Source organism: Micromonospora sp. CA-111912 (assembly GCF_050948415.1).
Classification (GTDB): domain Bacteria; phylum Actinomycetota; class Actinomycetes; order Mycobacteriales; family Micromonosporaceae; genus Micromonospora.
This window is the reverse complement of sequence record NZ_CP192007.1, coordinates 7,091,975-7,115,173: the sequence shown is the minus strand read 5'-3', so window position 1 is coordinate 7,115,173 and position 23,199 is coordinate 7,091,975. Positions and strand designations below refer to the sequence as shown.

Annotated in this window: 20 protein-coding genes; 4 read left to right on the top strand and 16 right to left on the bottom strand. The window is 70.7% G+C overall.

Annotated elements, in window-relative coordinates:
* Positions 1 to 12: 12 nt before the first annotated feature.
* The 10 genes from ACQPZO_RS30460 to ACQPZO_RS30415 all read right to left on the bottom strand — a co-directional run bounded on the left by ACQPZO_RS30460 (position 13) and on the right by ACQPZO_RS30415 (position 11,705).
* Positions 13 to 1,671, bottom strand: a complete 1,659-nt coding sequence (locus ACQPZO_RS30460; RefSeq protein WP_433345660.1) for a cation acetate symporter — start codon at positions 1,669 to 1,671, stop codon at positions 13 to 15.
* Between the two features lies 1 nt (position 1,672).
* The gene (locus ACQPZO_RS30455; RefSeq protein WP_433351363.1) at positions 1,673 to 2,083 is read right to left on the bottom strand and encodes a hypothetical protein; all 411 of its coding nucleotides are present in this window, start codon (positions 2,081 to 2,083) and stop codon (positions 1,673 to 1,675) included.
* Positions 2,084 to 2,316: 233 nt separating this feature from the next.
* Entirely contained in the window at positions 2,317 to 3,939 is a 1,623-nt protein-coding gene (locus tag ACQPZO_RS30450; RefSeq protein ID WP_433345658.1) for a DUF4153 domain-containing protein, read from the bottom strand.
* A gap of 333 nt (positions 3,940 to 4,272) precedes the next feature.
* Entirely contained in the window at positions 4,273 to 5,331 is a 1,059-nt protein-coding gene (locus ACQPZO_RS30445; protein WP_433345656.1) for an ATP-binding protein, read from the bottom strand.
* Positions 5,328 to 6,005 carry a response regulator transcription factor gene (locus ACQPZO_RS30440; RefSeq protein ID WP_433345654.1) on the bottom strand — a complete coding sequence of 226 codons (678 nt, stop codon included), beginning with the start codon at positions 6,003 to 6,005 and terminating at the stop codon, positions 5,328 to 5,330. The genes ACQPZO_RS30445 and ACQPZO_RS30440 overlap by 4 nt, the downstream gene beginning before the upstream one ends.
* A 145-nt stretch (positions 6,006 to 6,150) precedes the next feature.
* Entirely contained in the window at positions 6,151 to 6,885 is a 735-nt protein-coding gene (locus ACQPZO_RS30435; protein WP_433351361.1) for a DUF5701 family protein, read from the bottom strand.
* Positions 6,886 to 6,958: 73 nt separating this feature from the next.
* Positions 6,959 to 7,720 (bottom strand): LytR/AlgR family response regulator transcription factor, encoded by a 762-nt coding sequence (locus ACQPZO_RS30430; protein ID WP_433351359.1) that lies wholly within the window; start codon positions 7,718 to 7,720, stop codon positions 6,959 to 6,961.
* Positions 7,721 to 7,743: 23 nt separating this feature from the next.
* Positions 7,744 to 8,967 (bottom strand): sensor histidine kinase, encoded by a 1,224-nt coding sequence (locus ACQPZO_RS30425; RefSeq protein ID WP_433345652.1) that lies wholly within the window; start codon positions 8,965 to 8,967, stop codon positions 7,744 to 7,746.
* Positions 8,968 to 9,007: 40 nt separating this feature from the next.
* Positions 9,008 to 10,579 carry a sugar transferase gene (locus ACQPZO_RS30420; RefSeq protein WP_433351357.1) on the bottom strand — a complete coding sequence of 524 codons (1,572 nt, stop codon included), beginning with the start codon at positions 10,577 to 10,579 and terminating at the stop codon, positions 9,008 to 9,010.
* 265 nt (positions 10,580 to 10,844) lie between these two features.
* Positions 10,845 to 11,705 (bottom strand): Fpg/Nei family DNA glycosylase, encoded by an 861-nt coding sequence (locus tag ACQPZO_RS30415; RefSeq protein WP_433345650.1) that lies wholly within the window; start codon positions 11,703 to 11,705, stop codon positions 10,845 to 10,847.
* A gap of 24 nt (positions 11,706 to 11,729) precedes the next feature.
* Between ACQPZO_RS30415 and ACQPZO_RS30410 the strand changes: the two genes are divergently transcribed.
* From ACQPZO_RS30410 to ACQPZO_RS30400, 3 genes are read left to right on the top strand one after another with little or no spacing between them, the layout of a single operon-like run.
* Positions 11,730 to 12,980 (top strand): glycosyltransferase, encoded by a 1,251-nt coding sequence (locus ACQPZO_RS30410; RefSeq protein WP_433345648.1) that lies wholly within the window; start codon positions 11,730 to 11,732, stop codon positions 12,978 to 12,980.
* Positions 12,981 to 13,031: 51 nt separating this feature from the next.
* On the top strand, positions 13,032 to 13,316 hold the full coding sequence (locus tag ACQPZO_RS30405) for a type II toxin-antitoxin system Phd/YefM family antitoxin (RefSeq protein ID WP_396671948.1): 285 nt from the start codon (positions 13,032 to 13,034) through the stop codon (positions 13,314 to 13,316).
* On the top strand, positions 13,313 to 13,705 hold the full coding sequence (locus ACQPZO_RS30400; protein WP_433345646.1) for a type II toxin-antitoxin system VapC family toxin: 393 nt from the start codon (positions 13,313 to 13,315) through the stop codon (positions 13,703 to 13,705). Before ACQPZO_RS30405 ends, ACQPZO_RS30400 begins: the two co-directional genes overlap by 4 nt.
* Before the next feature lie 372 nt (positions 13,706 to 14,077).
* Here the strand turns inward: ACQPZO_RS30400 and ACQPZO_RS30395 are convergent, their stop codons facing one another.
* From ACQPZO_RS30395 to ACQPZO_RS30370, 6 genes are all read right to left on the bottom strand, one after another.
* On the bottom strand, positions 14,078 to 17,491 hold the full coding sequence (locus tag ACQPZO_RS30395) for a DEAD/DEAH box helicase family protein (protein ID WP_433345645.1): 3,414 nt from the start codon (positions 17,489 to 17,491) through the stop codon (positions 14,078 to 14,080).
* 45 nt (positions 17,492 to 17,536) lie between these two features.
* On the bottom strand, positions 17,537 to 18,577 hold the full coding sequence (locus tag ACQPZO_RS30390) for a hypothetical protein (RefSeq protein WP_433345643.1): 1,041 nt from the start codon (positions 18,575 to 18,577) through the stop codon (positions 17,537 to 17,539).
* Between the two features lie 80 nt (positions 18,578 to 18,657).
* Entirely contained in the window at positions 18,658 to 20,175 is a 1,518-nt protein-coding gene (locus ACQPZO_RS30385) for a type I restriction-modification system subunit M (RefSeq protein WP_433345641.1), read from the bottom strand.
* Positions 20,176 to 20,414: 239 nt separating this feature from the next.
* A complete protein-coding gene (locus ACQPZO_RS30380; protein ID WP_433345639.1) occupies positions 20,415 to 20,654 on the bottom strand; it encodes a hypothetical protein in 240 nt (79 codons plus the stop codon).
* Positions 20,655 to 20,656: 2 nt separating this feature from the next.
* Positions 20,657 to 21,796 (bottom strand): helix-turn-helix domain-containing protein, encoded by a 1,140-nt coding sequence (locus ACQPZO_RS30375; protein WP_433345637.1) that lies wholly within the window; start codon positions 21,794 to 21,796, stop codon positions 20,657 to 20,659.
* Positions 21,797 to 21,845: 49 nt separating this feature from the next.
* Positions 21,846 to 22,016: a hypothetical protein gene (locus ACQPZO_RS30370; protein ID WP_433345636.1), complete on the bottom strand. Its 171-nt coding sequence runs from the start codon at positions 22,014 to 22,016 to the stop codon at positions 21,846 to 21,848.
* Positions 22,017 to 22,365: 349 nt separating this feature from the next.
* Between ACQPZO_RS30370 and ACQPZO_RS30365 the strand changes: the two genes are divergently transcribed.
* On the top strand, positions 22,366 to 23,193 hold the full coding sequence (locus ACQPZO_RS30365; protein WP_433345634.1) for a helix-turn-helix domain-containing protein: 828 nt from the start codon (positions 22,366 to 22,368) through the stop codon (positions 23,191 to 23,193).
* Positions 23,194 to 23,199: the final 6 nt, after the last annotated feature.

The window sequence follows — 23,199 nt, the reverse complement described above, 5'->3', positions numbered from 1 at the left end:
GCCCGGCGGGCGTCAGGAGGTGGACCTTCCCTCGGCGCGGAGCGCCTCAGGGGAGTGCAGGCGGAGCATGGTGCCGGCGACGTCGGCGGGGAGCCGGCGGCGGGTCGCCGTCGACACCGCGACCATGACCGTGAAGGCGAGCGGGACGGTCCAGGCGGCCGGCTGCGTGGTGAGCGTGGCCGGCCAGCCGGACAGCGGCGGCCCGAGCACCGTCAGCAGCACCGCCCCGACGGCCGCGCCGCCGCCCACCAGCACCCCGGCGGCGGCGCCCACGTCGGTCAGGCCGCGCCACCAGATGCCCAGCACCAGCAGCGGGCAGAAGCTGGATGCGGCGACCGCGAAGGCCAGCCCCACCACCTGGGAGACGTCCAGCCCCGAGACGTTCAGCGCGAGCACCGTCGGCACCCCGCCCGCGATCACCGTGGCCAGCCGGAAACCGCGTACCGAGCCGCGCCCCAGCACGTCCGTGGAGATCACCCCGGCCACGCTGGTGAGCAGCCCGGACGAGGTGGACAGGAACGCGGCGAACGCCCCGGCGGCGACCAGCGCGGCGAGCAGCCGGCCGGTCGTGCCGTCCCCGAGCGCCGCCCCGGGCAGCAGCACCACCACCGCGTCGGTCTGCCCGGTGACCAACAGTTGCGGGGTGTAGATCCGGCCCAGCACCCCGTACAGGGTGGGCAGCAGGTAGAACGCGCCCACCAGGGCCAGCACCACCAGGGTCGTGCGTCGGGCCGCCGCCCCGTCCGGGTTGGTGTAGAACCGGACGAGCACGTGCGGCAGCCCCATGGTGCCCAGGAACGTGGCCAGGATCAGCGAGTACGTGGCGAACAGCCCCCGGTCGTCGTCCCCGGCGGTGTCCGGCAGCAGCCAGTCGGCGGCTTCGGTGGCCGTGCCGGAGACCTGCGGCACCGGGTCGCCGGCCGCGAAGTCGAGACGGTCGCCGGGGCGTACCTCCCGGGCGTCGCCGTCGGGGAAGGTGAGGGTCGCCCGGTGCTCGACCACGACGGTGGTCGCGGTCCGGAACGCCGGCCCGTCGGGCGGGGTCACCGCCGGGCGGGCGTCGGCCTGCCACTGCAACACCAGGAAGATCGCGGGTACGGCGAGCGCGGTGAGCTTCAGCCAGTACTGGAACGCCTGGACGAAGGTGATCGCCCGCATCCCGCCCAGCGCGACGTTCGCGGTGACCACCACCGCCACCAGCACCGCCCCGACCGGGTACGCCGCTCCGGTCAGCGTGGCCAGGGTCAGCCCCGCCCCCTGGAGCTGCGGCACCAGGTACAACCAGCCGATGAAGATCACGAACACGGTGGCCAGGGTGCGCAGCCGGCGCGAGCCGAGCCGCAGCTCGCAGAAGTCCGGCAGGGTGAACGCGCCGGACCGGCGCAGCGGCGCGGCCACGAACAGCAGCAGCGCAAGATAGCCGGCGGCGAAGCCGACCGGGTACCAGAGCACGTCCACGCCGTACTTGAGGATCAGCCCGGCCACGCCGAGGAAGCTCGCCGCCGACAGGTACTCCCCGCCGATCGCGGCGGCGTTCCAGGTCGGGCTGACCGAGCGGGAGGCGACCAGGAAGTCGGAGGTGGTGCGGGCCAGCCGCAGCCCGTAGAAGCCGATCCCGACGGTGACCAGGGTCACCGCGACGATCGCCGGGACGACGTACCCGTTGCCCATCTCAGCGCTCCGGCCGCTGGACGAGGTCGGTGAAGTCCTGCTCGTTGCGCTCCGCCAGCCGCACGTACGCCCAGCCGACCGCGATCAGGAACGGGAAGGACGCCACCCCCAGCAGCAGCCAGGGCAGGTTCACCCCGAACACGGTGACCCGGCCGACCGCCGGCGCGATGGCGAACAGCCAGGGCAGGCCGCCCAGCCCGATCAGCACCACCAGGCTCAGCCGCAGCGCCAACGCGAGCTGGGCCCGGACCAGCCCCCGGACCAGGGCCTCCCCCACCCGGGTCTGCTGGGCCAGCTCGGCCCGGGCCCGGTCCGCGTCGGGCTCCCGGCGGGACACCTCGGCCAGCACGACCCGGGTCCGGCCCGGCGCGACCGGCGTCCGGCCCGAGGTCTCGGTCGGGGGCACCGGCATCCGGCCCGAGGTCCCGTTCGGGGGCACCGGCATCCGGGTCGAAGTCTCGGTCGGGGGCACCGGCATCCGGGTCGGGGTGACCAGTGACCCGGCCGGGCCCGGGGCCCGGGGTGGCGGTACGGGATCGTCAGGTGCGGCCACCCCGGCAGTCTCGCCCGATCGGCCGGATTGTCAAGGGCGTCCGTGCGGTGGCCGTCCGCCGCGCGGGACCGCCGTTCATCGGGCCGTCCGCGTCACGGGCCCCACCTCACCTGCGGCGAAAGGGTGGGGCAGCTCAGGGCCGTCGCCCCGAGCGGCGACAGGTCCAGCAGGTCACGGGCCGCCGCCCGGCCCAGGTTGGCCGTCCGGACCTGGTCGACCGGCAGATCGAGGGCGATGTTCCACAGCGCGCAGGAGCGCAGCGGCTCGGGCAGCCGGTCCAGCGCCGGCACCGCGTCGGCGGAGAGCCGGGAGGCGTACTGCACGTCGATCATTCCGGTCAGCCGGTACCGGTCGACGTTGCGCTCGGCGATCAGCCGGTCCGGGTTGACGGCCGCCAGCCCGAGCAGGGCTAGCACCGCCGTACCCACCACCAGCGGCGGCAGCCAGTTGGCCCGCAGGCGCACCACGGCCACGCCGACCAGGAGGAACAGCACCCCGAGCCACAGCTCGACGGCGGCCACCGCCAGCCGCAGCCGGGTCGCCCCGTACGCGTCGGCGTACACCTGCATCCGGTGCAGCGCCGAGACGACCACGACCAGGCTGAGCGCGGTGAGCGTGCCGAGCAGGAGCCGGAACAGGAGCCGGTCGGCTCGGGTGGTCCGGGGTGCCCAACGGGTGGCCCCGGCGATCACCAGCAGGGTGAGGGCGGCGACCGCCAGCAACTGCCAGAAGCCGCCGCGGCCGTACTGGGCGTAGCTGAGGCCGGCGGTGCGCAGCACGTGGGCGGAGCCGCCGAACAGCACGGTGAGCTGCACCAGTACGAACGCGGCGAACAGCGCGTCGAGCAGGGCCAGCGGCACCACCCACTCCAGTCGGCGCACCGGCTGGGCCGGGGCGACCCGCAGCCCGTCCAGGTCGGCGGGCGCAGCCAGCAGGTACGCCGCGCCGAGCAGGCCACCGCCGATCAGCGCGCAGCGGAACAGCCAGCCGATCGTCGCGCCCACCGACACCTCGGGCAGCAGGCCCGTCACCAGGTCGGCGAAGACCGCGTCGGCCGAGGAGAAGAGCAGGCCGAAGACGAGCAGCAGCGCCACCGAGGCGGCGACGGTGGCGAGGCCGCGCCCGACCGTCGACCCGCCGGGGCCGGACCGGGGCAGCCCGCGTCCCGCCCAGGGGAGCGCCCGGAACGGGGCCGCCGGGGTGAGCCAGGCGGCCGTGAGCATGCCCAGCGGCGTCCGGCCACCGACCACGGCGAGGACGCCGGTGACCACGGCGGCGAGCAGGCAGAGCACGAAGAGCCAGCCGGCCGCCCGGACGTACCCGACCGAGACGAGCGCGATGGTGGCGGCGGCCCAGACCAGCCGGTCCGGTGCCAGCCTCGGTGCCCGGCCTTCCGCCCGGTCCGGTGCCTGATCCGCCGCCCGCCCCGGCGCCCCCGTGGCGTCGGGACGGCCGGCGGACCCGGCAGCCGCCCCGGGTCGGGCGGTCGTCTCGGGGGAGACGTCGGTGCCGGCAGTCGCCTCCGGAAGGACCATCGTGCCGGGCGGTGGACCGGACGTCGAGCCGTCCGGTGCGGGGTCCCGGCGTCCCGTGGCGGCCGTGACGAGCGCGGCGGTCGCGGCGAGCACCGCCACCAGCCAGCCGAGCCCGGGTCGGTCGAAGGGGACGAAGAACGCCGCCACCCCGGCGGCCACGGCCACCGCGCCGAGCACCACGGGCCGAGCCGGTCCGTTCGGCCCGGGCCACCGCCGTTCGAGAAAGGACGGCGGCCGGGGCCGCACCCCGGTCTGGGGCGGCGCTCCTACCTGCGGCGGCGCTCCTGTCTGGGGCCGTACTCCTGGCTGCGGCGGCACCCCTGGCTGCGGCGTCCCGGGGGCGACCTGCCCCCCGCCGCCCGCCACCGCGACCTGCTGCCCGGTTCCGGCCGCCGCTTTCCCGTCGACCATGGACTCCTGCTGAGGTATGTCTGATGATTTGTCGCTCATGTCGGGCACCACAACTCCTTGATCGACGCCGAGGGGAGAGGAAGGAGGGGGAAGAGAGCAGGGTCAGGGGTGCGCGGGGTGGGGGAGGGACACCCGGATGCGGCAGCCGGGGTGGGCGCCCGGGTGGGGCGGGTCGGGATCCAGGACGGCGATGGCGCCGCCGTGCAGCTCCACCACCCAGCGCGCGATCGCCAGGCCCAGCCCGGTCCCGCCGCCCTGCGACCGGTCGCCCCGGGTGAACCGCTCGAACACCCGCGAGCGCTCGGCGACCGGGATGCCCTCGCCCTCGTCGGTGACCTCGAAGTGCAGGTGGCCGTCCCGCTCCTCCGCGCTGACCAGCACCGTTCCGCCCGTCGGGCTGTGCTGGGCGGCGTTGTCCAGCAGGTTGGCGAAGACCTGGTGCAACCGCGCCGGGTCCGCGTACACAGTCAGCGGGGCCGGCAGCGGGTCGAGCCGGAAGCGGACGTCCCGCCCGACCCCGGCGGCGGTCGCGGCCGCGTGTTCCACGGCCTCGTCGAGGAAGTCGGCGACGTCGATCTGCGTCCGGCGCAGCGGCACCACCCCGGCGTCCAGCCGGGACAGGTCGAGCAGGTCGGCGACGAGGTGACTGAGCCGCTCGGTCTGGGCCAGCGCGGTGCGCAGCGCGGCCGGTTCGGTCGGGGCGACGCCGTCGACCAGGTTCTCCAGCACCCCCCGCAGCGCGGTGATCGGCGTACGCAGCTCGTGCGAGACGTTCGCGATCAGCTCCCGCCGGCGCTGGTCGGCCGCAGCGAGGTCGGCGGCCATCTTGTTGAACGCGTGGGCCAGCTCGCCGACCTCGTCGCGGGAGGTGGCCCGGACCCGCCGGGAGTAGTCGCCCCGGGCCATCGCCCCGGCGGCCACCGTCATCTCCCGCAGCGGGGAGGTCATCCCGTGCGCGAGCACCTGCGAGGTGAACAGGGCCAGGCCGATCGCCGTCGCCGAGGTCATCGGGGGCAGCCAGCCGATGGCGTACCAGAAGTAGGACAGGCCGGCGGCGCCCGAGGTGACCAGCAGGACGCCCAACTTCACCTTGATCGAGCGGACCGGGTCGAGGGGCCGGGGCAGCACCCGGTTCAGCCACGTCACGAGGCGCTCGGTCACGACTGTGTCTCCAGCGCGTAGCCGACGCCGTGCACGGTGCGGATCAGGTCCGCGCCGAGCTTGCGGCGCAGTGCCTTCACGTGGCTGTCGACCGTCCGGGTGCCGCCGCCCTCCGCCCAACCCCACACGTCGGCGAGCAGCTGCTCCCGGGGCAGCACCGCGCGCGGCCGGCCGGCGAGGTGCACCAGCAGGTCGAACTCGGTGGGGGTCAGGTGCACCTCGGTGCCGTTGCGCAGCACCCGGCGCTCGGCCTGGTTGATCTCGACGTCGCCGACCGTCAGCGTCGCGGGTCCGGCGGCAGCCGCCCGCTCGACCCGGCGCAGCAGCACGTGCACCCGGGCGGCCAACTCCCGCATCGAGAACGGCTTGGTGAGGTAGTCGTCCGCCCCGACGGCCAGCCCCACGAGCAGGTCGGTCTCGTCGTCGCGGGCGGTCAGCATGAGGACGGGCACCGGCCGGTCGCCCTGGATCCGCCGGCACACCTCCAGGCCGTCGTAGCCCGGCAGCATGACGTCGAGGACGACGAGATCGGGCCGCCACGTCCGGAACCGGTCCACGGCGGTGGGCCCGTCCCCGGCGATCTCCACCGTGAAGCCCTCGGCCCGCAGCCGGGTGGCGACCGACTCGGCGATCGTCCGCTCGTCCTCGACCACCAGCACCCTGCGTTCCCTCATGGCAAGTGACTGTAGGCAGGGGCCGTGGAGATCGGTGGGGCGCGTTGTGAACAACCTGTGGAGAACTCTCCACAGGTTGTGGATAACCCGGTGGACAACGCGGGCAAGGATCGCTGTGGACGAACGGGGCCGGTGGTCCTTCGGCTCAGTCCAGGCCGATCCGTTCGGGGCGGGCGGAGGCGGAGCCGAGCCAGGTGTGCGGGTTGCCGTGCCAACACCAGCCCAGCTTCGGCGCACCCTGGCTGATCCACAGCGCCGGCACCCGCCGGTCGCCGCAGCGGGACCCGACCAGCGAGAAGCACCGGTTGCTCGCCAGCGCGGCCGGGAACTGCGTGACGAGGGCGATCCCCTCGTCGATGGTGATCGGCAGCCGGTCCCGGGTGGCCATCGCGTCCACGGCGGCGGCCGGCGTCACGTTGCGGAACTCCTCCCCCCGGTCGACGTCGAAGAGCAGGTACGCCGGCCCGGCCGGCAGCACCAGATCCTTGACCGGCTCGAACCTCGGCAGGTCCGCCAGGGGAAAGTTCTTGTCGAGGAAGCCGGGCCTGCGCTTGCCGGCGAGGGTGGTCAGCGCGAGGCGGTCCGGCACGGGCGCGAGGTCGCGGGTGACCACGAGTAGGAACGGCACCCGCGCCTCGGTGGGTGGGGGCAGTTCGGCTGCGCCGGCCACGGCGGCGGCCCGCAGCGGCGTGACCAGCTCGGTGAACCGGTCGACGGTCCAGCCGGCGAGGGCCGGGTAGCCGAGGCGGACGAGGTTGGTGACCTGCCGGTCGAACTCGGCGCCGGGGTCGAAGCCGTCGGGTTCGATGACGACGGTGCGGTCCAGTTCGGAGCTGCGGCCCGTGTCGGTGGTGCGGTGGGTGTCGGCGGTGTGGTCCATGGCGGTCACGGTGGCCTCCCGGGAGTCGTACGTCTACCGTACAACGTACGGCGGCGTCCCGGTTGTTCCCGGCTCAGCGGTTCCAGTCCTGCTTGGCGGCGCGGACCAGCTTGTCCTTCAGCTCCCTGGTGTGCCGCCGGCTCACCGGCAGCTCCGTGCCGTCGAGCACCACGACGTAGCCGGAGTTGACCAGGCGCAGCTCGGCGATCAGCTTCAACTGCACCAGGTACGACCGGTGGATGCGCACGAATCCCGCGTCCGCCCAGCGCTCGGCGAGGGTGGCCAGCGAGACCCGGACCAGGTGCGAACCGTCGGCGGTGTGCAGCCGGGCGTAGTCGCCCTGCGCCTCCACCCAGCGCACCGCCGAGCGGGGCAGCATCCGGGTGGTGCCGGCCAGCTCGACCGGGATCGTCGGGTCGTCCTCCGCCCGGGCCAGTGCCGCCGGGTGCGCCGGCACCACCCGGGAGCCGACCACCCGGCGCAGCGACTCGGCCAGCCGCTCGGCCAGCACCGGCTTGCGCACGTAGTCGGTCGCACCAAGGTCGAAGGCGTCCGCCGCGCCGTCGTCGTACGCGGTGACGAAGACGATCGCCGGGGGCCGGGCGAAGCGGCGCAGCACCCGGGCCAGCTCCATGCCGTCCAGCCCGGGCATCCGGATGTCCAGGAAGACCACGTCCACGTCGCCGTCGCGGAGCACCCGCAGCGCCTCCGTGGCGTCCCCGGCCGTGTGCAGCCGGGCCACCCGGGGGTCCGCCCGCAGGTGGTACGCCAGCTCGTCCAGCGCCGGCGGCTCGTCGTCGACCGCCAGCACCCGGAGGAAGGCGCCGGTGGCCAGGCCTGCGGGGCCGGGCCGCTCGCTCACGAGCCCGCCCGCACGCCGGGGTGGAACTTCGGCACCCGCATGCTCACCTTCGTACCGGAGCCGAGGCCGGTCTCGACGACCAGGCCGAACCGGTCCCCGAAGGCCGAGCGGAGCCGCTCGTCGACGTTGGAGAGGCCGACGTGCTGGCCCGGGTCGTCGGTCGGGTCGCTGCCGGCCCCGGCCAGCTCGGCGATCCCGGCGGTCAGCGTCGTCGGGTCCATGCCCACTCCGTCGTCCTCCACCGTGATGTGGCACTCGGCGCCCGCGTCCCGGGCCTCGATGCTCACCATGCCGGTGCCGGGCTTGCGGGACAACCCATGCCGGACGGCGTTCTCCACCAGCGGCTGGAGGCAGAGGAACGGCAGCGTCACCGGCAGCACCTCCGGGGCGATCTGCAACCGCACCTGGAGCCGATCGCCGAACCGGGCCCGCTCGATGGTCAGGTACCGGTCGATCGAGCGCAGCTCCTCGGCCAGGGTGGTGAACTCGCCGTGTGCCCGGAACGAGTACCGGGTGAACTCGGCGAACTCCAGGATCAGCTCCCGGGCCCGCTCCGGGTCGGTCCGGACGAACGAGCCGATCGCGGTCAGCGCGTTGTAGATGAAGTGCGGGCTGATCTGGGCGCGCAGCGCGCGTACCTCGGCCCGGGCCAGCCGCTCCCGGGAGGCGTCCAGCTCGGCCAGGGCGAGCTGGTTGCCGGCCCAGTGGGCGGTCTCCAGGGTGGCCTGCACCAGCCCCGGCGCGGGCGGGCCGTCGGCGACCGCGACCAGCGCCCCGACCACCCGGCCGTCGGCGCGCAACGGGGCGACCACCGCGCCCCGGACCGGGCAGTCGACCCGGTCGCAGTGCAGCTCCGGCTCCCCCAGCACGGTCGACCGCCCGCCGGACACCGCCCGCCGGGCCGCCGCGACGAGCTGGTCGGTGTGGTGCGTCCCGCGTCCGTCGAGGGCGAGCAGGGACTCCCGGTCCGTGAGGGCCAGCCCGACCGCCCCGACCAGGGCCCGCAGGTGGCGTACGGCCTTCGCCGCGCCCGCCGCGCTCAGGCCGGCCCGCAGCGACTCGGCGGCCAGCCCGGCGGTGTGCAGCACCTCGTAGGTGGCCCGCTGGGTGGCGGTGGCGATGCCCCGTCGGGCGCGCAGCCGGACCACCGCGTACAGCGCCGCGGCCAGCGCGGTGCCGAGCGAGAGCACGCCGACGACGGCGGATATGTTGCCAGCCACGCAGCGATCCTGGCCTGTCCCGCCCGCTACGCCAAGCCCGTCAGTACGCGCCCCTGCTCGCCAGCACGACGCCCACCGTGCGCCACAGGATGCTCAGGTCGTACGCCAGGGACCAGTTGTCGACGTAGTAGAGGTCCAGCCGGACCGATTCGTCCCAGGACAGGTCGGATCGGCCGGATACCTGCCACAGCCCGGTCATGCCCGGCCGGACCAGCAGCCGGCGGCGCACGTCGCCGAGGAAGTCGCCGTCGTCGGCGGGCAGCGGGCGCGGCCCGACCAGCGACATCTCGCCCCAGAGCACGTTGATCAGCTGGGGCAGCTCGTCCAGCGAGGACGCCCGCAGGAAGCGGCCCACCGGGAAGACCCGGGGGTCCTGCTTCATCTTGAACAGCATGCCGTCGGTCTCGTTCTGGTCGACCAGGCCGGCCAGCCGGTCCTCCGCGTCGACGTACATGGTGCGGAACTTCCACACCCGGAATGTCCGGCCCTCGTGGCCGACCCGGGGCTGGCGGAAGAAGACCGGGCCGGGGTCGGAGAGCCGGATCGCGGCCCCGACGGCCAGGAAGACCGGGACGAGCAGGAGCAGGCCGAGCCCGGCGGCGACCCGGTCCATCAGGTTCTTGACCAGCAGCGCCGGGCCCGACAGGGTCGGCTCCTCGACGTGCAGCAGCGGCAGCCCCTCGATCGGGCGGATGTGCACCCGGGGGCCGGCGATGTCGGTGAGCTGCGGGGCGACCACCAGGTCGACGCCGGAGCCCTCCAACTGCCAGGCCAGCCGGCGCAGCTCGCCCGGCTCGGCGCTCGCCGAGCCGCAGACCGCGATCGTGTCGCCGCCGACCTCCCGAACCAGGGCGAGGATGTCCCGGCCGGCGTACACCGGGACCGGGGTCTGCATGCCCCGGGCGGCGGCGTACCCGTCGGTGATGTAGATGGCCACCGGCACGAGCCCGGCGCTCGGGTTGCGGGTGACCGCCGTGTAGACCTCCAGGCACTCCGGGAGCGTGCCCACCAGCACCATCCGGTGCCCGGCCTGGCCGGCCCGGCGGCGGATCGCGTGCAGCGTGGAACGGGCCAGGATGCGGCCGAACAGGATCAGCACCAGGGCACCGAGCAGCGCGAAGCCGACTGTCCACCGGGAGAGCTGCGTCACGGTGGCGAAGGCGAGGAAGGAGACCGTCGCGGCGACCGCCACGGCGCCCCGGATCACCCGCTTGAACTCGTCCGGGCCCAGGCCCAGGTAGCGCCGGTCGTACGCCCGATTGCCCCACAGGAGCACCACCCAGCCGAGCGGCAGCAGGCCGAAGGCGACCGTGTAGAACCAGGTGGGGTTTTCCTTCACGCCGTAGAAGCCGGAGGCGGCCTGGTCGAAGATCTGGATGGCGAGAAAGCTCGCCAGCGCCGCCGCCCCGAAGTCGAGCAGGAGCAGGGCGGCCGTGTAGGGGCGGTGCCAGCGGGAGACGCGTCGGCGGGCCCGGGCCCAGGCCGACCGAGGCACGCCGTTGTGTGACGGCGGTGTCGGCGGCTGGATCTCGAAGCTGTCGACGTGCCGCACGAGTTCGCTCCGGCCTTCGTTGGTTACCGGGCGCTGGAGGCTTGTCGTCACCTCACCCATGTCCTCCCGAATGACACGCGCCACTCACTCGCAGTGAGGGCTCGGGTCGCCCACCGTTCAGTTTCCCACGCGGGGTCCGCACCGGATGTAGACCCGAGGGACTTCTCGCCCGGTGTGCCGCGCGGGATCCGGCCGGCTCCACCTCAGGTGCGAAAGCCGGGGACCGAGCCACTATACCGATGGATGGCGGCCCCGGTAGAGGCGCGGACCGGGAGGATCGGGGCTCGGACGGCGATTCCACTCCGTAACCACCCCCCGTCGTCACTCACCGTACGATGCGGGACAACCGACGGTCAGCGAGGGGCTTGCCGCCGGTCTGACAGGTGGGGCAGTACTGGAGGCTGGAATCGGCGAACGAGACCTCCCGTACGGTGTCGCCGCAGACCGGACAGGGCAGCCCTGTCCGGGAGTGCACGGTCAGCCCGGACCGCTTCTCGCCCTTCAACTCCGCCGCCTTTTGTCCCAGTGAGCGGGACACCGCGTCGCCCAGCACCCGGCCGGTCGCCTCGTGCAGGGCGGCGACCTGCTCGTCGGTCAGCCGGTCGGACAGCGCGAACGGGGACAGCCGCGCGGCGTGCAGGATCTCGTCGGAGTACGCGTTGCCCACCCCGGCCAGCACCGTCTGGTCGGTCAGCACCCCCTTGACCTGCCCCCGCCGGCTGCGCAGCCGCCCGGCGAAGGTGGCCAGGTCGGCGGCGAGCGCGTCCGGGCCGAGCTTCGCCACCCCGGGCACCGCCGCCGGGTCGGCGACCAGGTACACGGCCAGCTTCTTCTGGGTACCCGCCTCGGTCAGGTCGAAGCCGGAGCCGTCGTCGAGCCGGACCCGCAGGGCGATCGGCCCCTTGCCGGGGCGCAGCGGCCCGCCGGAGGGGAACGACTCCCGGTAGTGCAGCCAGCCAGCCCGGGCCAGGTGCACCACCAGGTGCAGGTCGTCGCCGAAGACCACGGCGAGGAATTTGCCGTACCGCCGGGCGTCGGTCACCGTACGGCCCGACACGGCGGCCGGCGCCGGCTCGTACGTCTTCAGGGCGCTGATCGCGGCGACCTCGACCCGGTCGACGCGCCGCCCCACCGCGCGCTCCCGCAGGTAGCCGGCGAGCGCTTCCACCTCGGGAAGTTCAGGCATCAGGCAACGGTAGCCTTCTTTCCCGTGAGAATCGTGGTGGCGCACAACCGGTACCGGGAGGCCCAGCCCTCCGGCGAGAACACGATCGTCGACGCGGAGATCGCCCAGCTCACGGCGGCCGGGGTCGAGGTGCTGCCGTTCCTGCGCAGCTCCGACGAGATCCCGAGCATGCCGAAGTCGGCCAAGGCGCTGCTGCCGGTCTCCCCGATCTACGCCCCCCGGGCGCAGCAGGAGCTGAGCCGACTGATCACCGAGCACCGGCCGGACGTGCTGCACCTGCACAACCCGTACCCGCTGCTCTCGCCCTGGGTGGTGCGGACCGCGCACAAGCACGGCGTGCCGGTGGTGCAGACGGTGCACAACTACCGGCAGGTCTGCTCCTCCGGGCTGTACTTCCGCGACGGGATGATCTGCCAGGACTGCCGGGGCAAGGCGCTCGGGGTGCCGGCGATCGTGCACCGCTGCTACCGGGGTTCGCGGGCGCAGAGCGCGCTGATGGCCACCACGCTGGCCGTGCACCGGGGCACCTGGAAGTCGGTGGACCGCTTCATCGCTCTTACGAGCGCCGTCGCCGACCACCTGCGCGACTACGGCGTCCCGGCGGACCGGATCGTGGTGAAGCCGAACGGCATCCCCGACCCGGGGGCACCCGCGCCGCTCGGCGACGGCTTCCTGTACATGGCCCGGCTCTCCCCGGAGAAGGGGCTGGGCCTGCTGCTGGACGCCTGGCGGCGGCACCCGGACGGATCACTCGGCCCGCTGCGGATCGCCGGTGACGGCGAGCTGCGCCCGCTGGCCGAGGCCGCCGCCGCCGAACGCGCCGACGTGACGTACCTGGGATCGCTGGACCGGGCCGGGGTGCGCGCGGCGATCGAGGCCAGCGCGGTGATCATCGCCGCCTCCACCTGGCACGACGTGCTGCCCACGGTGATCATCGAGGCGCTGGCGAGTGGGCGGCCGGTGCTCGGCACCGCGCTCGGCGGCATCCCGTACCTGCTCGGGGCCGACGCCCCCCGCGAGCCCGCCGGCACCGGCCCTGCGGCCGTCGCCACCGCCGCGCCCGGGGAGGGGCGCGTCGCGCTGCCCGCCGGGGTGCAGGCGGGGGAGGCGGGCTGGGTGGTGGCCCCGGAACCGGCCGCGATGGCCGCCGCGCTGCCGGTCGCCCGGGCCGGCGCGGCGCGATTGGCCCCGGCTGCGCGGGCACGGTACGAGCGCACGTTCCACCCGGACGTGGTCACGCAGAGGCTGATCGACGTGTACGCCTCGCTCGGCTGACCGCCGTTTGTGGGTACAATGCTGGCGTTGTCGGCACAAGGGAGGCGTGGCGTGAGCACCGTGTCCGTGCGCGAGTTCTCCTACAACCCCAGCGCGATGTTCGCCCGGGTTGAGCGGGGCGAGACGATCGAGGTCACGCGGCACGGCAGCGTGATCGCCGTGCTGCTGCCGGGTTCGGGGACGCTCGGTAGATACGCGTCCCTGGTGGCCAAAGGGGTGATCCGCCTCAAGGCGACCACCACGAGTGACATCGACCGGCTGCCCCGTTACGACGTACCGCCCGATGTGTCGCCCCTCGATCTGCTGCTGGCCGACCGCGAGGAGGATGAGCGGTGATCTACCTCGACTCGTCCGCCTTGATCACGCTGCTCTCCGGACGCACCTACGCCACCGAGCTGCAGGAGTTCCTGGAAAGCCGGGCTGGTGTGCCGATGGCGATCAGCTCCGTCGGATTCGTCGAGACGGTACGCACCCTCGACCGGATCGGAGACTATCCGGACGCCATGCAGATGTTGGCACGGAATTTCACCGAGATCCTGTTGACCGAGGAGGTCCGGGATCTCGCGGCAGCTCTCCCCACCGGCATCCGGACGTTGGACGCGCTGCACGTAGCGAGTGCCCAGGTTCTCGGTGATGCGCTCGACGTGCTGGTCACCTACGACAAGCGGATGGCGGACATCGCAGCCTCGGTGGGCTTGCCGGTCGCGGCTCCCGGCACCGAGTAGCGCCCCGACCGGGCTGGACGGTCGACGCGGCGTTCGGGTCCAGGCTCACGCGGCGCCGGCCAGTCGGGAGGCGTACAGGTCGGCGAGAAAGTCGTTCAGCTCGTCGTCGGACTCGAACAGGTCCGGCCGTGGTCAGCGGTCGGCCACTCGGGCATCTGCTCGGTGCTGCTCGACGTCACGGTTCAGTTCCTGCGTCTCGGATCGTCGTCTATTCTCGCACCTCTGACGTCGAGACGCCCGCACGTCACCACCCTCTGTCAGGCATTCCGCTCGTCGTGCAGAGTATGTGCAATGATCTTGATTGACCGGGCAGGTGATCGGCTCAATCGACCAGGTCAAGGCCGACTGAGCCGACCCGACTGAGTCGCCTTCCTAAGCCACCTCACGCTCAGGGGCGGCCGTGTCCCGGACGGAGTTGAGGATCGTGATCAGGCGATCCACGTCAGCGGACGGGAAGACCGATTCCGGGTCCGGCGCGATGTCGCTGAAGGGGGATTCGTAGAGCCGCTCGGGTGCCATCACGCCGTTCTGGGTGAGGTGGGCGATGATCAGGTTGATGAAACTGATCTGGTTGGCGGTCAGGGTACGGCCGGCCAGGAACTCACTGAACGCCTCGTTGGCCGCTTCCCGGTCGAGTCCGACCAGTGAGCGGACGAAGAGCCCGAGCCCGTCGGACGAGCGGCGGGCCCGGTCGATGTCCTCGGTGCCGCCACCGCTGGCCGCGAGCATCCGCTCCAGCTCGTCGAGGTCGGTCGGGGAGAGCTGCTTGTTTCGGCGCAGCTTCTGCAACGCCAAGTGGTCCTCGTGGGCGCGCAGGTACACCCGGGCCTTGGCGCGGAACCGCTCGAAGTTCGTGCCGATCCTGATGTCGTTCAGCGAGACGACCGAGATCTCGCCCAGTTCGTCGCTGAAGTCGGTGTAGACGATGGCCCGCTTGGATCGCGAGATCAACCTGACCAGCCCACGCAGGCGTCGACGCATCAGTTCCAGCATCGGCAGGGTCACGTCCTGCCACCACTCGTCACCGGCCACCTCGTCGAGGAGTTGCTGCTGCTCGCGGACCGCCGGGATGCTGGTCTGCTCCAGCAGCGTCGAGGCGATCTCCTGCACCTGTCGGCGCAGCCGGTCGTAGGTGGGTACGACCTGGAACTGGCCGAGCTGGAGGCGCAGCACCATCAGGTCGAAGCGTTTGGCCGTCTCGTCCTCGTCCTTCACGGAGGTGGGTAGGCCGGCGAGGTTGCCGCCGATCTCGTCCACTGCTTCGGGGGTGAGTCGGTGCCAGCGCACGAAGTCGACGTAGTACTCCACCAGGCGCCGCTTGGGGCGTACGACGAAGCTTTCGAGGTGGATGTTCTCCACCCGGGCGTGCAGGTTTCGGGCCAGATCCCACCGCAGGCCTGCCTCGCTCTGCGTCCCGTCAGCCTCCGTCCCCGGGCCGGCATCGGTGGGAAGACGCTGGTCGAGGCGGTAGATCAGGTCGAGCTGGGCCTTGAACAACCGCTCAGTCAGCGACTCACCCAGCTTCCCCTCCGCCGGCTTGGGATTCTGGTTGAAGTACTCGAAGTTCTGGCAAAAGTCGAAGACGACGAAGTTTTTCTTGTGCTGCCCGGGACCGTAGAGGTCCTTGCAGAGCCGGGTGCCTCGGCCGATCATCTGGAGGAACTTCGACTTCGACCGTACGGGCTTACAGAAGACCAGGTTGACGACCTCGGGCACGTCGATGCCGGTGTCTAGCATGTCCACCGAGATCGCGATGTGCGGGTCCTTTTCCTGCTGGGAGAAGTCGTCGATGAGGCTCTGCGCGTACTCGGTCTTATGGGTGATGACCCGGGCGCGGTGACCGGTGTGCGTCGGGTACGCGAGGTCGAACCGCCTCTGGATGAAGTCGGCGTGCGCCTGGTTCCGGGCGAAGATGATCGTCTTGCCGATCCGGTCCCCACCGGCCACGTGGTGGCCGTGGGTCATCAGCGTCTCCAGGACGTTGTCCACGGTCGTGCCGTTGAACACCCACTTGTTGAGCGCGTCCGCGTCGACGCTGTCCGGCGGCCCATCGTCACCCCAGTCGAGCGAGTCCCACTCGTCCTTCTCCTCCTCGCTGAGGTCGTCGTAGCGAATGCCGCGTCGCTGGAACTCGGTCGTCACGGAGAACGCGCGTGGCGGGACGAGGTAGCCCTCCTTGACCGCCTCGTCGAGGTCGTAGTGGTCGGTGGGGACGCCGTCCTCAAGGTGGAACAGGCTGTAGGTGTTGCGGTCGATTTCGTTGCGTGGGGTCGCGGTGAGCCCGATCAGGAGGCTGTCGAACCAGGAGAAGATCGCCCGGTACTTCTGGTACACCGACCGGTGTGCCTCGTCGATGATGACCAGGTCGAAGTAGCCGGGCCCGAAGCGCCGCCCGCCGCTCGCGGTCTCGTTGATCAGGCCCATCATGGTCGGGTACGTCGAGACGTACACCCGGCCCTCGGTGTCCTTCTCGGTGACCAGGTTGACGGTGGCCGCCTCGGGCAGGTGCGTCTTGAACGCGTTGACCGCCTGGTTGACCAGCGCGGTGCGGTCGGCGAGGAAGAGCACCCGCTTGATCCAGTTGGCCCGCATCAGCACGTCGATCAGAGCGATCACGGTACGGGTCTTGCCGGCGCCGGTGGCCATCACCACGAGCGCCTGGCGCTGCCGATCCCGCTCGAACGCCTCGCCGATCTTCCGGATCGCCCGGTGCTGGTAGTGCCGCTCGACGATCTCGCCCTTGATGGGTACGTCGGCGAGCGGCAGGCGGGTGGCGCGGCGCTGGATCAGGAGCTGAAGCTCGTCCTTGGTGTAGAAGCCCTGCACCGGGCGAGGCGGGTAGGCGGTGTCGTCCCAGAGCCAGATGTCGTAGCCGTTGGTGTAGAAGATGACCGGCCGCTGGCCGTACCGCTGCTCCAGGCAGTCGGCGTAGAGCTTGGCCTGCTGCTGGCCGGCGGTGGCGTCCCGCCGGGCGCGCTTGGCCTCGACCACCGCGAGTGGCTTGCCGTCGTCACCCCACAGGACGTAGTCGACGTAGCCGGTGCCCGTCTTGTTGGGCATGCCGGTTACCTCGAACTCGCGGTCGTCCGGACCATCGAGCCGCCAGCCGGCCTCGGCCAGCAGGAGATCGATGAAGAGGTCGCGGGTCTGCGCCTCGTCGTAGTCGTGGTCGTCGGGGCGGGCCTCGTTGGCGGCCTTCGCAGCGGCGATCTCGGCGCGCAGCTTCGCCAGTTCGGCGTCGAGGGTGGCGGACCGCTTCCGTTCGGCGGCCAGCGCCGCGTCCTGGGTGGCGAGCTTGTCGGCGAGCGCCTTCAGCTCGGCCTGGGTCTGCTGCCGCACCTGAGAGGGGATCGGCCGGGGAATCAGGCCTGGGTCGAAGGCGAGGGCGTTCGCCGGGACCTGCGCCTGGTCGCGGGTGTAGTGCCGGGCGATCCAGTACGTGACGTGGAACAACTCGCGGAGGACCGGCACCGACTCCGTGTGCCTTACCGGCGTCCGCTCGTGCACGGCCCGATTGCCCTGCTTGCGAATGACGTTCATCTTGATCTGGAGGTCAATGCCCACCAGTTTGCGCAGTGTCGGCTCGTGGATCTTCGCGGAGAGGTCAGTCTTGTACGGCTTGGCGAGTGTCGCGTCGGCGTCGAAGAGCCAGCCGAGCGCGAGTTCCAGGGTGCGCCGGGCGTAGAAACACGAGCCCCGCGGGTCGGCGACGGCAAGTCGCTCGGCCCGCAGGGCCTCGTCAAGCAGCTCGGGCCACTCGGCCCGCAGGAACGCGAAGTTGCTCATCGGAACGTCTACCCCCCACAGTGGACAGCCCTAGAGCTTCTCACATCAGAGCAACCCCCGGAAAGCCCGATCCTGCAACGACGCAAACAGCGCATCCAGCTCCGCCAGGCCGGACGAGTGGTTGGCGCGAAGTGCGTCGACAGCCGTAACCCGGGCCGTGAACCGGTCCTGCAGTTCCAACGGCGGCGAAAAGAACGAGATGCCTCCCAAGCCCTTCTGGTTGACCTTGTAAGTGCCGTTCGTGGTGTGCGCCGAGGATTCGATCTGCCGCCGGACGGCAGTCGAGCGCCAGACGTGCTCCAAGAAGACGGGGCGCACCAGTTCGGTTCTGACTCGCGCGGCGATAATCGTGTCCGGAAAGGCGGTGTCCGGCATCGCTTCCGAAGGAAGAAAGCCTCGACCGACGAGGCGGAGGTTGCCGTTACCCCGGCACATGAGAAAGTCGGCCGGATGTACGACCTGGGCAGTCGAATGCGGCGCGAGGAAGGCTGCCGTCTTCTTTGCCGTGGGGTCGAACCGTCGCCCCGTGATGCTGGACAGAGTGAGCACCTGCCCCTGGACCTCACCACGAGTGGCAGGGGAGATGCCGTTTCTAAGAGGCATCGCCAACACGTCTGCAAGCCTGATCATCGGCCAGCCCTGCGGATTCGTATTCGGAGAACCGAATAGGTCAAGGAAAATGCCCAGAGTCAGGTCATCGAGGTGGGCGAGGGCTTCGCGGCGCTTGGCGCGCAGATCGTGCGCCCAATCAAGCACCTCCGCTATTCTCTGCTGGTCTCTAAGCGGAGGCTGGACAACTGTCTGCTCCTTCAAGAACTTAAAGTGCCGCGAGTACCCAGCATTAGGGAGTGGCAAGGAGGTCAAGTAATAGTATAGAAATTTGGGATCCCAGCCTGCCTGAGGTTTGAGAACCTTCACGCCATCGGCACCCATGCTAAACGGAAAGTCGACATACTTGAAGCAGCGCGTGTGGTCCCCGAAGACGATAACGGGCCCACTTGTGCGATGCAGCAACGTTGGATCATTCGTAAACCCGGCAATCAAATTCTTGCCTTGGTCAATGACAGGATAGAAGCCGGTCTTCAAGTATTCGGACTGAAGAGTCTTCGGGTTTCCGGACGTCTTGTCTGAAACTGCATTCAAGATTGGTACGGTTGGCCAATTCCTCATCGGAGCATCGCCTTCAGTTCGGACATGCCCTGCTGGATCTCAGCTTCCAAGCGCTCTAGGTCGGCCAAGATGTCAAGCGGCGAGCGGTGCTCCACATCCTCATGTACGACCTCCTTGTAGCGGTTGAGGCTGAGGTCGTAGCCCTGCTCGACGATGTCGGCCTTGGTCACGCAGAAACTCTGATCGGTCCGTGCCCGCTGCAACTCGTCGCTGTCCCGGCGGAACCAGCGCGTTAGGGCATCCGGCAGGTTGTTTTTCGCGTGCTCGTCCTCGGCCAGCGCCACGCCCGGCACCGGCCCAAGCTTCTCGGCGGGCAGCAGGGGTGTCCGCTTGTCGTCCAGGCTCCAGCCGTCGGCGGTCACCTCGTAGAACCAGACGTTGTCGGTCCCGCCGCTGTTGGTCTTGGTGAATAACAGGATCGCCGTGGAAACGCCCGAGTAGGGCTTGAAGGTGCCGCTCGGCAGCTTCACCACGGCGTCGAGCTTCTGGTCCTCGACCAGCATCCGGCGCAGCTCCTTGTGCGCCTTGCTCGACCCGAAGAGCACGCCATCCGGCACGATCACGGCCGCCCGCCCGCCCGGCTTGAGGAGCCGGAGGAAGAGGGCGAGGAAGAGCAACTCGGTCTTCTTGGTCTTGACGATTCGCTGGAGGTCCTGGGACGTGCTCTCGTAGTCAAGGCTGCCAGCGAACGGCGGGTTGGCCAGGATCAGCGAATACTTCTCGGATTCTTTGCTGACGCTTTCGGCCAGCGAGTCGCGGTAGCGGATGTCAGGGCTCTCCACGCCGTGCAGCAGCATGTTCATGCTGCCGATCCGCAGCATCGTGCCGTCGAAGTCGAATCCGTGGAACATACGCTCGTGGAAGTGCTTCCGCTGCACCGCGTCGAGCAGCGCGTCCGAATGCGTGCGCCGGACGTACTCGCCGGCCTCGACGAGGAAGCCCGCCGTGCCGCAGGCCGGGTCGCAGATCGCGTCGGTCGGTGTGGGGGCCGTCATCTCGACCATCAGTTGGATGATGTGCCGTGACGTGCGGAACTGCCCGTTGTGACCAGCGGTGGCGATCTTGCTGAGCATGTACTCGTAGAGATCGCCCTTGGTGTCCCGGTCTTCCATCGGAAGCTTGTCGAGCATGTCGACCACGCGGCCGAGCAGCGCCGGGTTGGGGATGGTGAACCGGGCGTCCCTCATGTGGTGCGAGTACGTCGACCCGTCGCTACCGAGCGTCTGGAGGTACGGGAAGACCTGATGGGTGACGATTTTGAACATCGTCTCTGGGTCTCGGTCCTTGAACTGGGACCATCGGAGTTCTTGCTGGTCCGGCCGGAACCGCAGCGTGACCGGGGCGTCCGGGAAGCGCTCCGCCTTCTTCAGCTCCCGCGTCTCCATCTCGTCTAGCCTCTTGATGAAGAGCAGGTAGGTGATCTGCTCGATCACCTCCATCGGGTTCGAGATGCCGCCCGACCAGAAGGCATCCCAGACGCGGTCGATCTTGCTCTTCAGCTCACCGGTTATCACGTGCCTCGTCCCCATGGCGTCGCGTTAGGCTTGGCCCCACAGGCTAGCCCCCTGCCATGAGCAGGCGGTGCGGGCTTGCCGACCAAGCTGAGCAGCGAAGTACAGCTACTCCGCCGAGCCGGGCGGACCCGCCTACAGGCCAAGAACCTGTCGGATGCACTCTTCGACGCGACGAAGCTCGGCGGGTGCCAGCCGGCCCCTTTCCACTGGTGCCGGCCGGCAACTCTTGTCGGGCGAGGTCATCCGGCCTGCTGGGGGTCGTTCGGGTCCCCTGCGGTCGGCGGGAGTGCCGTGCTTCGCTGCGGTACTTCTTCGGCGGCATGGATGACGTTGCGGGCGGCGGTCGACACCGGGCAGTGCGGGCGCCGGCATACCCGGCAGCGGCCGTCCGGGCCGGTCCGGTGGTCGCGGAGGACCGCTCGGGCGGTGAGGATCAGCCGGTTGCGAATCTGGGTCAACGACAGGAACGGCGCGGTCATGCTCAGGTCACCCCGAGGGCGGCGGCGAGTTGGATGATCGTGGCCGGGGCGTGCGGGTCACGGGCCACCTGGGCGAGCACCTCCCGGGCGGCCGGCCCGTGGCGTACCTCGGCCGGCGCCATCCGGTCGGCATCGACCAGCACTCGGCCCGCGCTGGCCGGGTCGCCGGCCTGGACGTACGCGCGGGCGGCATCGACCAGGTGCGCTGCCCGGTGTTCCACCGGTAGCCACCGCCAGGCGTCCCGTTTGGTCGTCTTCTCGTGCCAGGCAACCGCCTCGCTCGCGTCGCCCAGGTCGAGGGCTGCGGCGGCGCGGGCCAGGTCGACCGCCGTCGGCCCGAACGCGGTCCGGTGATGATCCTGGCCGTCTCCTACCCGGGCGGCCATGCCGGCGGCCTCGTCGAGGAGTTCAGCGGTGGCGTGGTCGTCGCCCCGGCGGGCCGCCGCCAGGGCGGCCTGCACGAGCAACGTCCCGCACAACGACAACGCGCCCGGGGTGCCGCCGTCCGGATCGGGCGGGGCGATCCGGTACGCGGCAGCCAGCGTCGCCGACAGCGCCGCCCGCGCCCGCCCCGAAGCGCGTAACACCTGGCCGAGCTGCACCGCTGCGGCGGCCACCGACACGGGATCGCCGGTCGCGGCAGCCATGGCCCGGTCTGCGGTCAACCAGCCCAGCTCGACCTCGCCGAGCTTCACCAGCAACGAGGCGGCCACCCGGTACACCGCCACCAGCAGCGGGCGACCCCACCCGGAATCGTCGGCGACGACACGCTGCACACCGGCCAGCAGGCCCGGCACCACGGCCATCACCTGCGGATACCGGGCATGCTGAAACATGACCCACGCGTGCTCGACATCCCGGGCCAACCGGTCAGCCGGCAGCACAACACGGCGGGCCGCCGGCCGGCCCAAAGCGATCTCGTACGTCGACAGAGCCTCCCGAATCCGCTCCACCCCCTCGACCCGCTCGGCCTCCACAGCGGACTGAACGTCCCGGCCGAGCAACACGGCGGTATCGATCCGTAGGGCAACGGCGATGTCCCGCAACGTCGACACCTTGTCCAGCGACCGGACACCCCGCTCGACCTTGTCGACCCAGCTCTTCGACTTGCCGAGCCGATCGGCGAACACCTGTTGCGACATCCTCCGGCGCCTCCGCCAGTACGCCACCCGCCGGCCGACCGGCAGTAGTTCACTGCTGTCCATGCCGCCACCGCCGGTCCGGCACCGCCCGGGTCGTCTCCTCGGCCGGTATCCGGTCCGCCTCGGCCTGCGCGAGGATCCGCTGCCGCGCGGCCTTCCGTTCCGCCGCCTGGATCTGCTCGCCTCGGTCCTCGCGATCGGGCCTTCGCCGCGCCGTCATGACCAGCATCCCGCCCGGTATTCCCCCGCGAGGGTCAGCAACGGCCGTTCCGGCAGGTAGATCACCTGAGCCACGCCTATGGCCCGGTATGCCCCTGCCCGCTTCGGATAGATCGTCGTCGGGCTTAGGCGGTCGAGTGGGCTCCAACGACGACGCTTGAACGGCCAGAGCCTTCGCAGCAGACCGAGGTGCGTCGGGTTCTTCGCGTGCCGAGCCATTGAGCCTCCCGGAAGTTGATATTGGTTTCTTGAATTAGAAGTCCAAATTCAGATGCTACGACGGTGGTCCTGATTTGGGAACTCGCGGCGTGTCGTCAGGTGGGCGGCCGGAGGGGCGGGATACTCGCCGCATGGTCACCCCGACGATCCAGAGGCGTCGCCTCGGCAACGCCCTCAAGCGAGCCCGAGAAGCGGCAGGCAAGACCCAGGACGAGGCCGCAGAGGTCATCGACTCGGCGTCGAGCAAGGTCAGTCGGCTGGAACTGGGCCAGTCCGGTATCCGGCTGACGGACTTGAAGTTGCTGCTCGACTTCTACGGAGTGACGGGGGAGGACGCCGAACCGCTACGGGACCTTGCCCGCGCCGGTAGGCAGCGCGGACGGTGGAGCGGGTACCGGAACGTGGTGCCGGACTGGTTCCGGCAGTACCTCGACCTGGAGGCGGACGCGGCAGAGATCCGCTGGTACCAATCCGAGGTCATCCCCGGCATCCTCCAGACCGAGCCCTACATCCGGGCGATTATCGAAGGGGATGATGTAGAGCAGCAGACCGCAGTGCGCCTCGAACGACAAAAGGTGATTGATCGCCCGGACGGGCCGGAGCTGAACTTCATCCTCAGCGAGTCGGCGCTGCGGCGTGACCTCGGCGACCGGGCGGCAATGCGGGAGCAGCTATCCCATGTCGCCGCTCTCGCCAGCCGCCCGAACGTGACAATCCAGGTCTTTCCCTTGAATGCCGAGACGTACGTGACGTCTTCGTACAACTTCATTATCCTCCGGTTCGGGGAGGAGGTCGCGTCGGACGTCGTCTACCTGGAGACGTTCACGGACGCGGATTACCTCGACAGCCCCGAGGCGCTCCGGTCCTACAATCGGCTCTGGGGTCGTCTCCAGGCTGCGGCCCTGGGGCCGGCAGAGTCCCGACGGCTCATCCTGCGGATCGCAGACGAGATGAAGTAGAGGCTG

Excerpts from the sequence above, each read along its gene's own strand:
- ACQPZO_RS30460 (WP_433345660.1), bottom strand. The coding sequence starts at position 1,671 with ATGGGCAACGGGTACGTCGTCCCGGCGATCGTCGCGGTGACCCTGGTC.
- ACQPZO_RS30455 (WP_433351363.1), bottom strand. The coding sequence starts at position 2,083 with ATGCCGGTGCCCCCGACCGAGACCTCGGGCCGGACGCCGGTCGCGCCG.
- ACQPZO_RS30440 (WP_433345654.1), bottom strand. The coding sequence starts at position 6,005 with ATGAGGGAACGCAGGGTGCTGGTGGTCGAGGACGAGCGGACGATCGCC.
- ACQPZO_RS30435 (WP_433351361.1), bottom strand. The coding sequence starts at position 6,885 with ATGGACCACACCGCCGACACCCACCGCACCACCGACACGGGCCGCAGC.
- ACQPZO_RS30420 (WP_433351357.1), bottom strand. The coding sequence starts at position 10,579 with ATGGGTGAGGTGACGACAAGCCTCCAGCGCCCGGTAACCAACGAAGGC.
- ACQPZO_RS30415 (WP_433345650.1), bottom strand. The coding sequence starts at position 11,705 with ATGCCTGAACTTCCCGAGGTGGAAGCGCTCGCCGGCTACCTGCGGGAG.
- ACQPZO_RS30395 (WP_433345645.1), bottom strand. The coding sequence starts at position 17,491 with ATGAGCAACTTCGCGTTCCTGCGGGCCGAGTGGCCCGAGCTGCTTGAC.
- ACQPZO_RS30380 (WP_433345639.1), bottom strand. The coding sequence starts at position 20,654 with ATGACCGCGCCGTTCCTGTCGTTGACCCAGATTCGCAACCGGCTGATC.
- ACQPZO_RS30375 (WP_433345637.1), bottom strand. The coding sequence starts at position 21,796 with ATGTCGCAACAGGTGTTCGCCGATCGGCTCGGCAAGTCGAAGAGCTGG.
- ACQPZO_RS30370 (WP_433345636.1), bottom strand. The coding sequence starts at position 22,016 with ATGACGGCGCGGCGAAGGCCCGATCGCGAGGACCGAGGCGAGCAGATC.
- ACQPZO_RS30365 (WP_433345634.1), top strand. The coding sequence starts at position 22,366 with ATGGTCACCCCGACGATCCAGAGGCGTCGCCTCGGCAACGCCCTCAAG.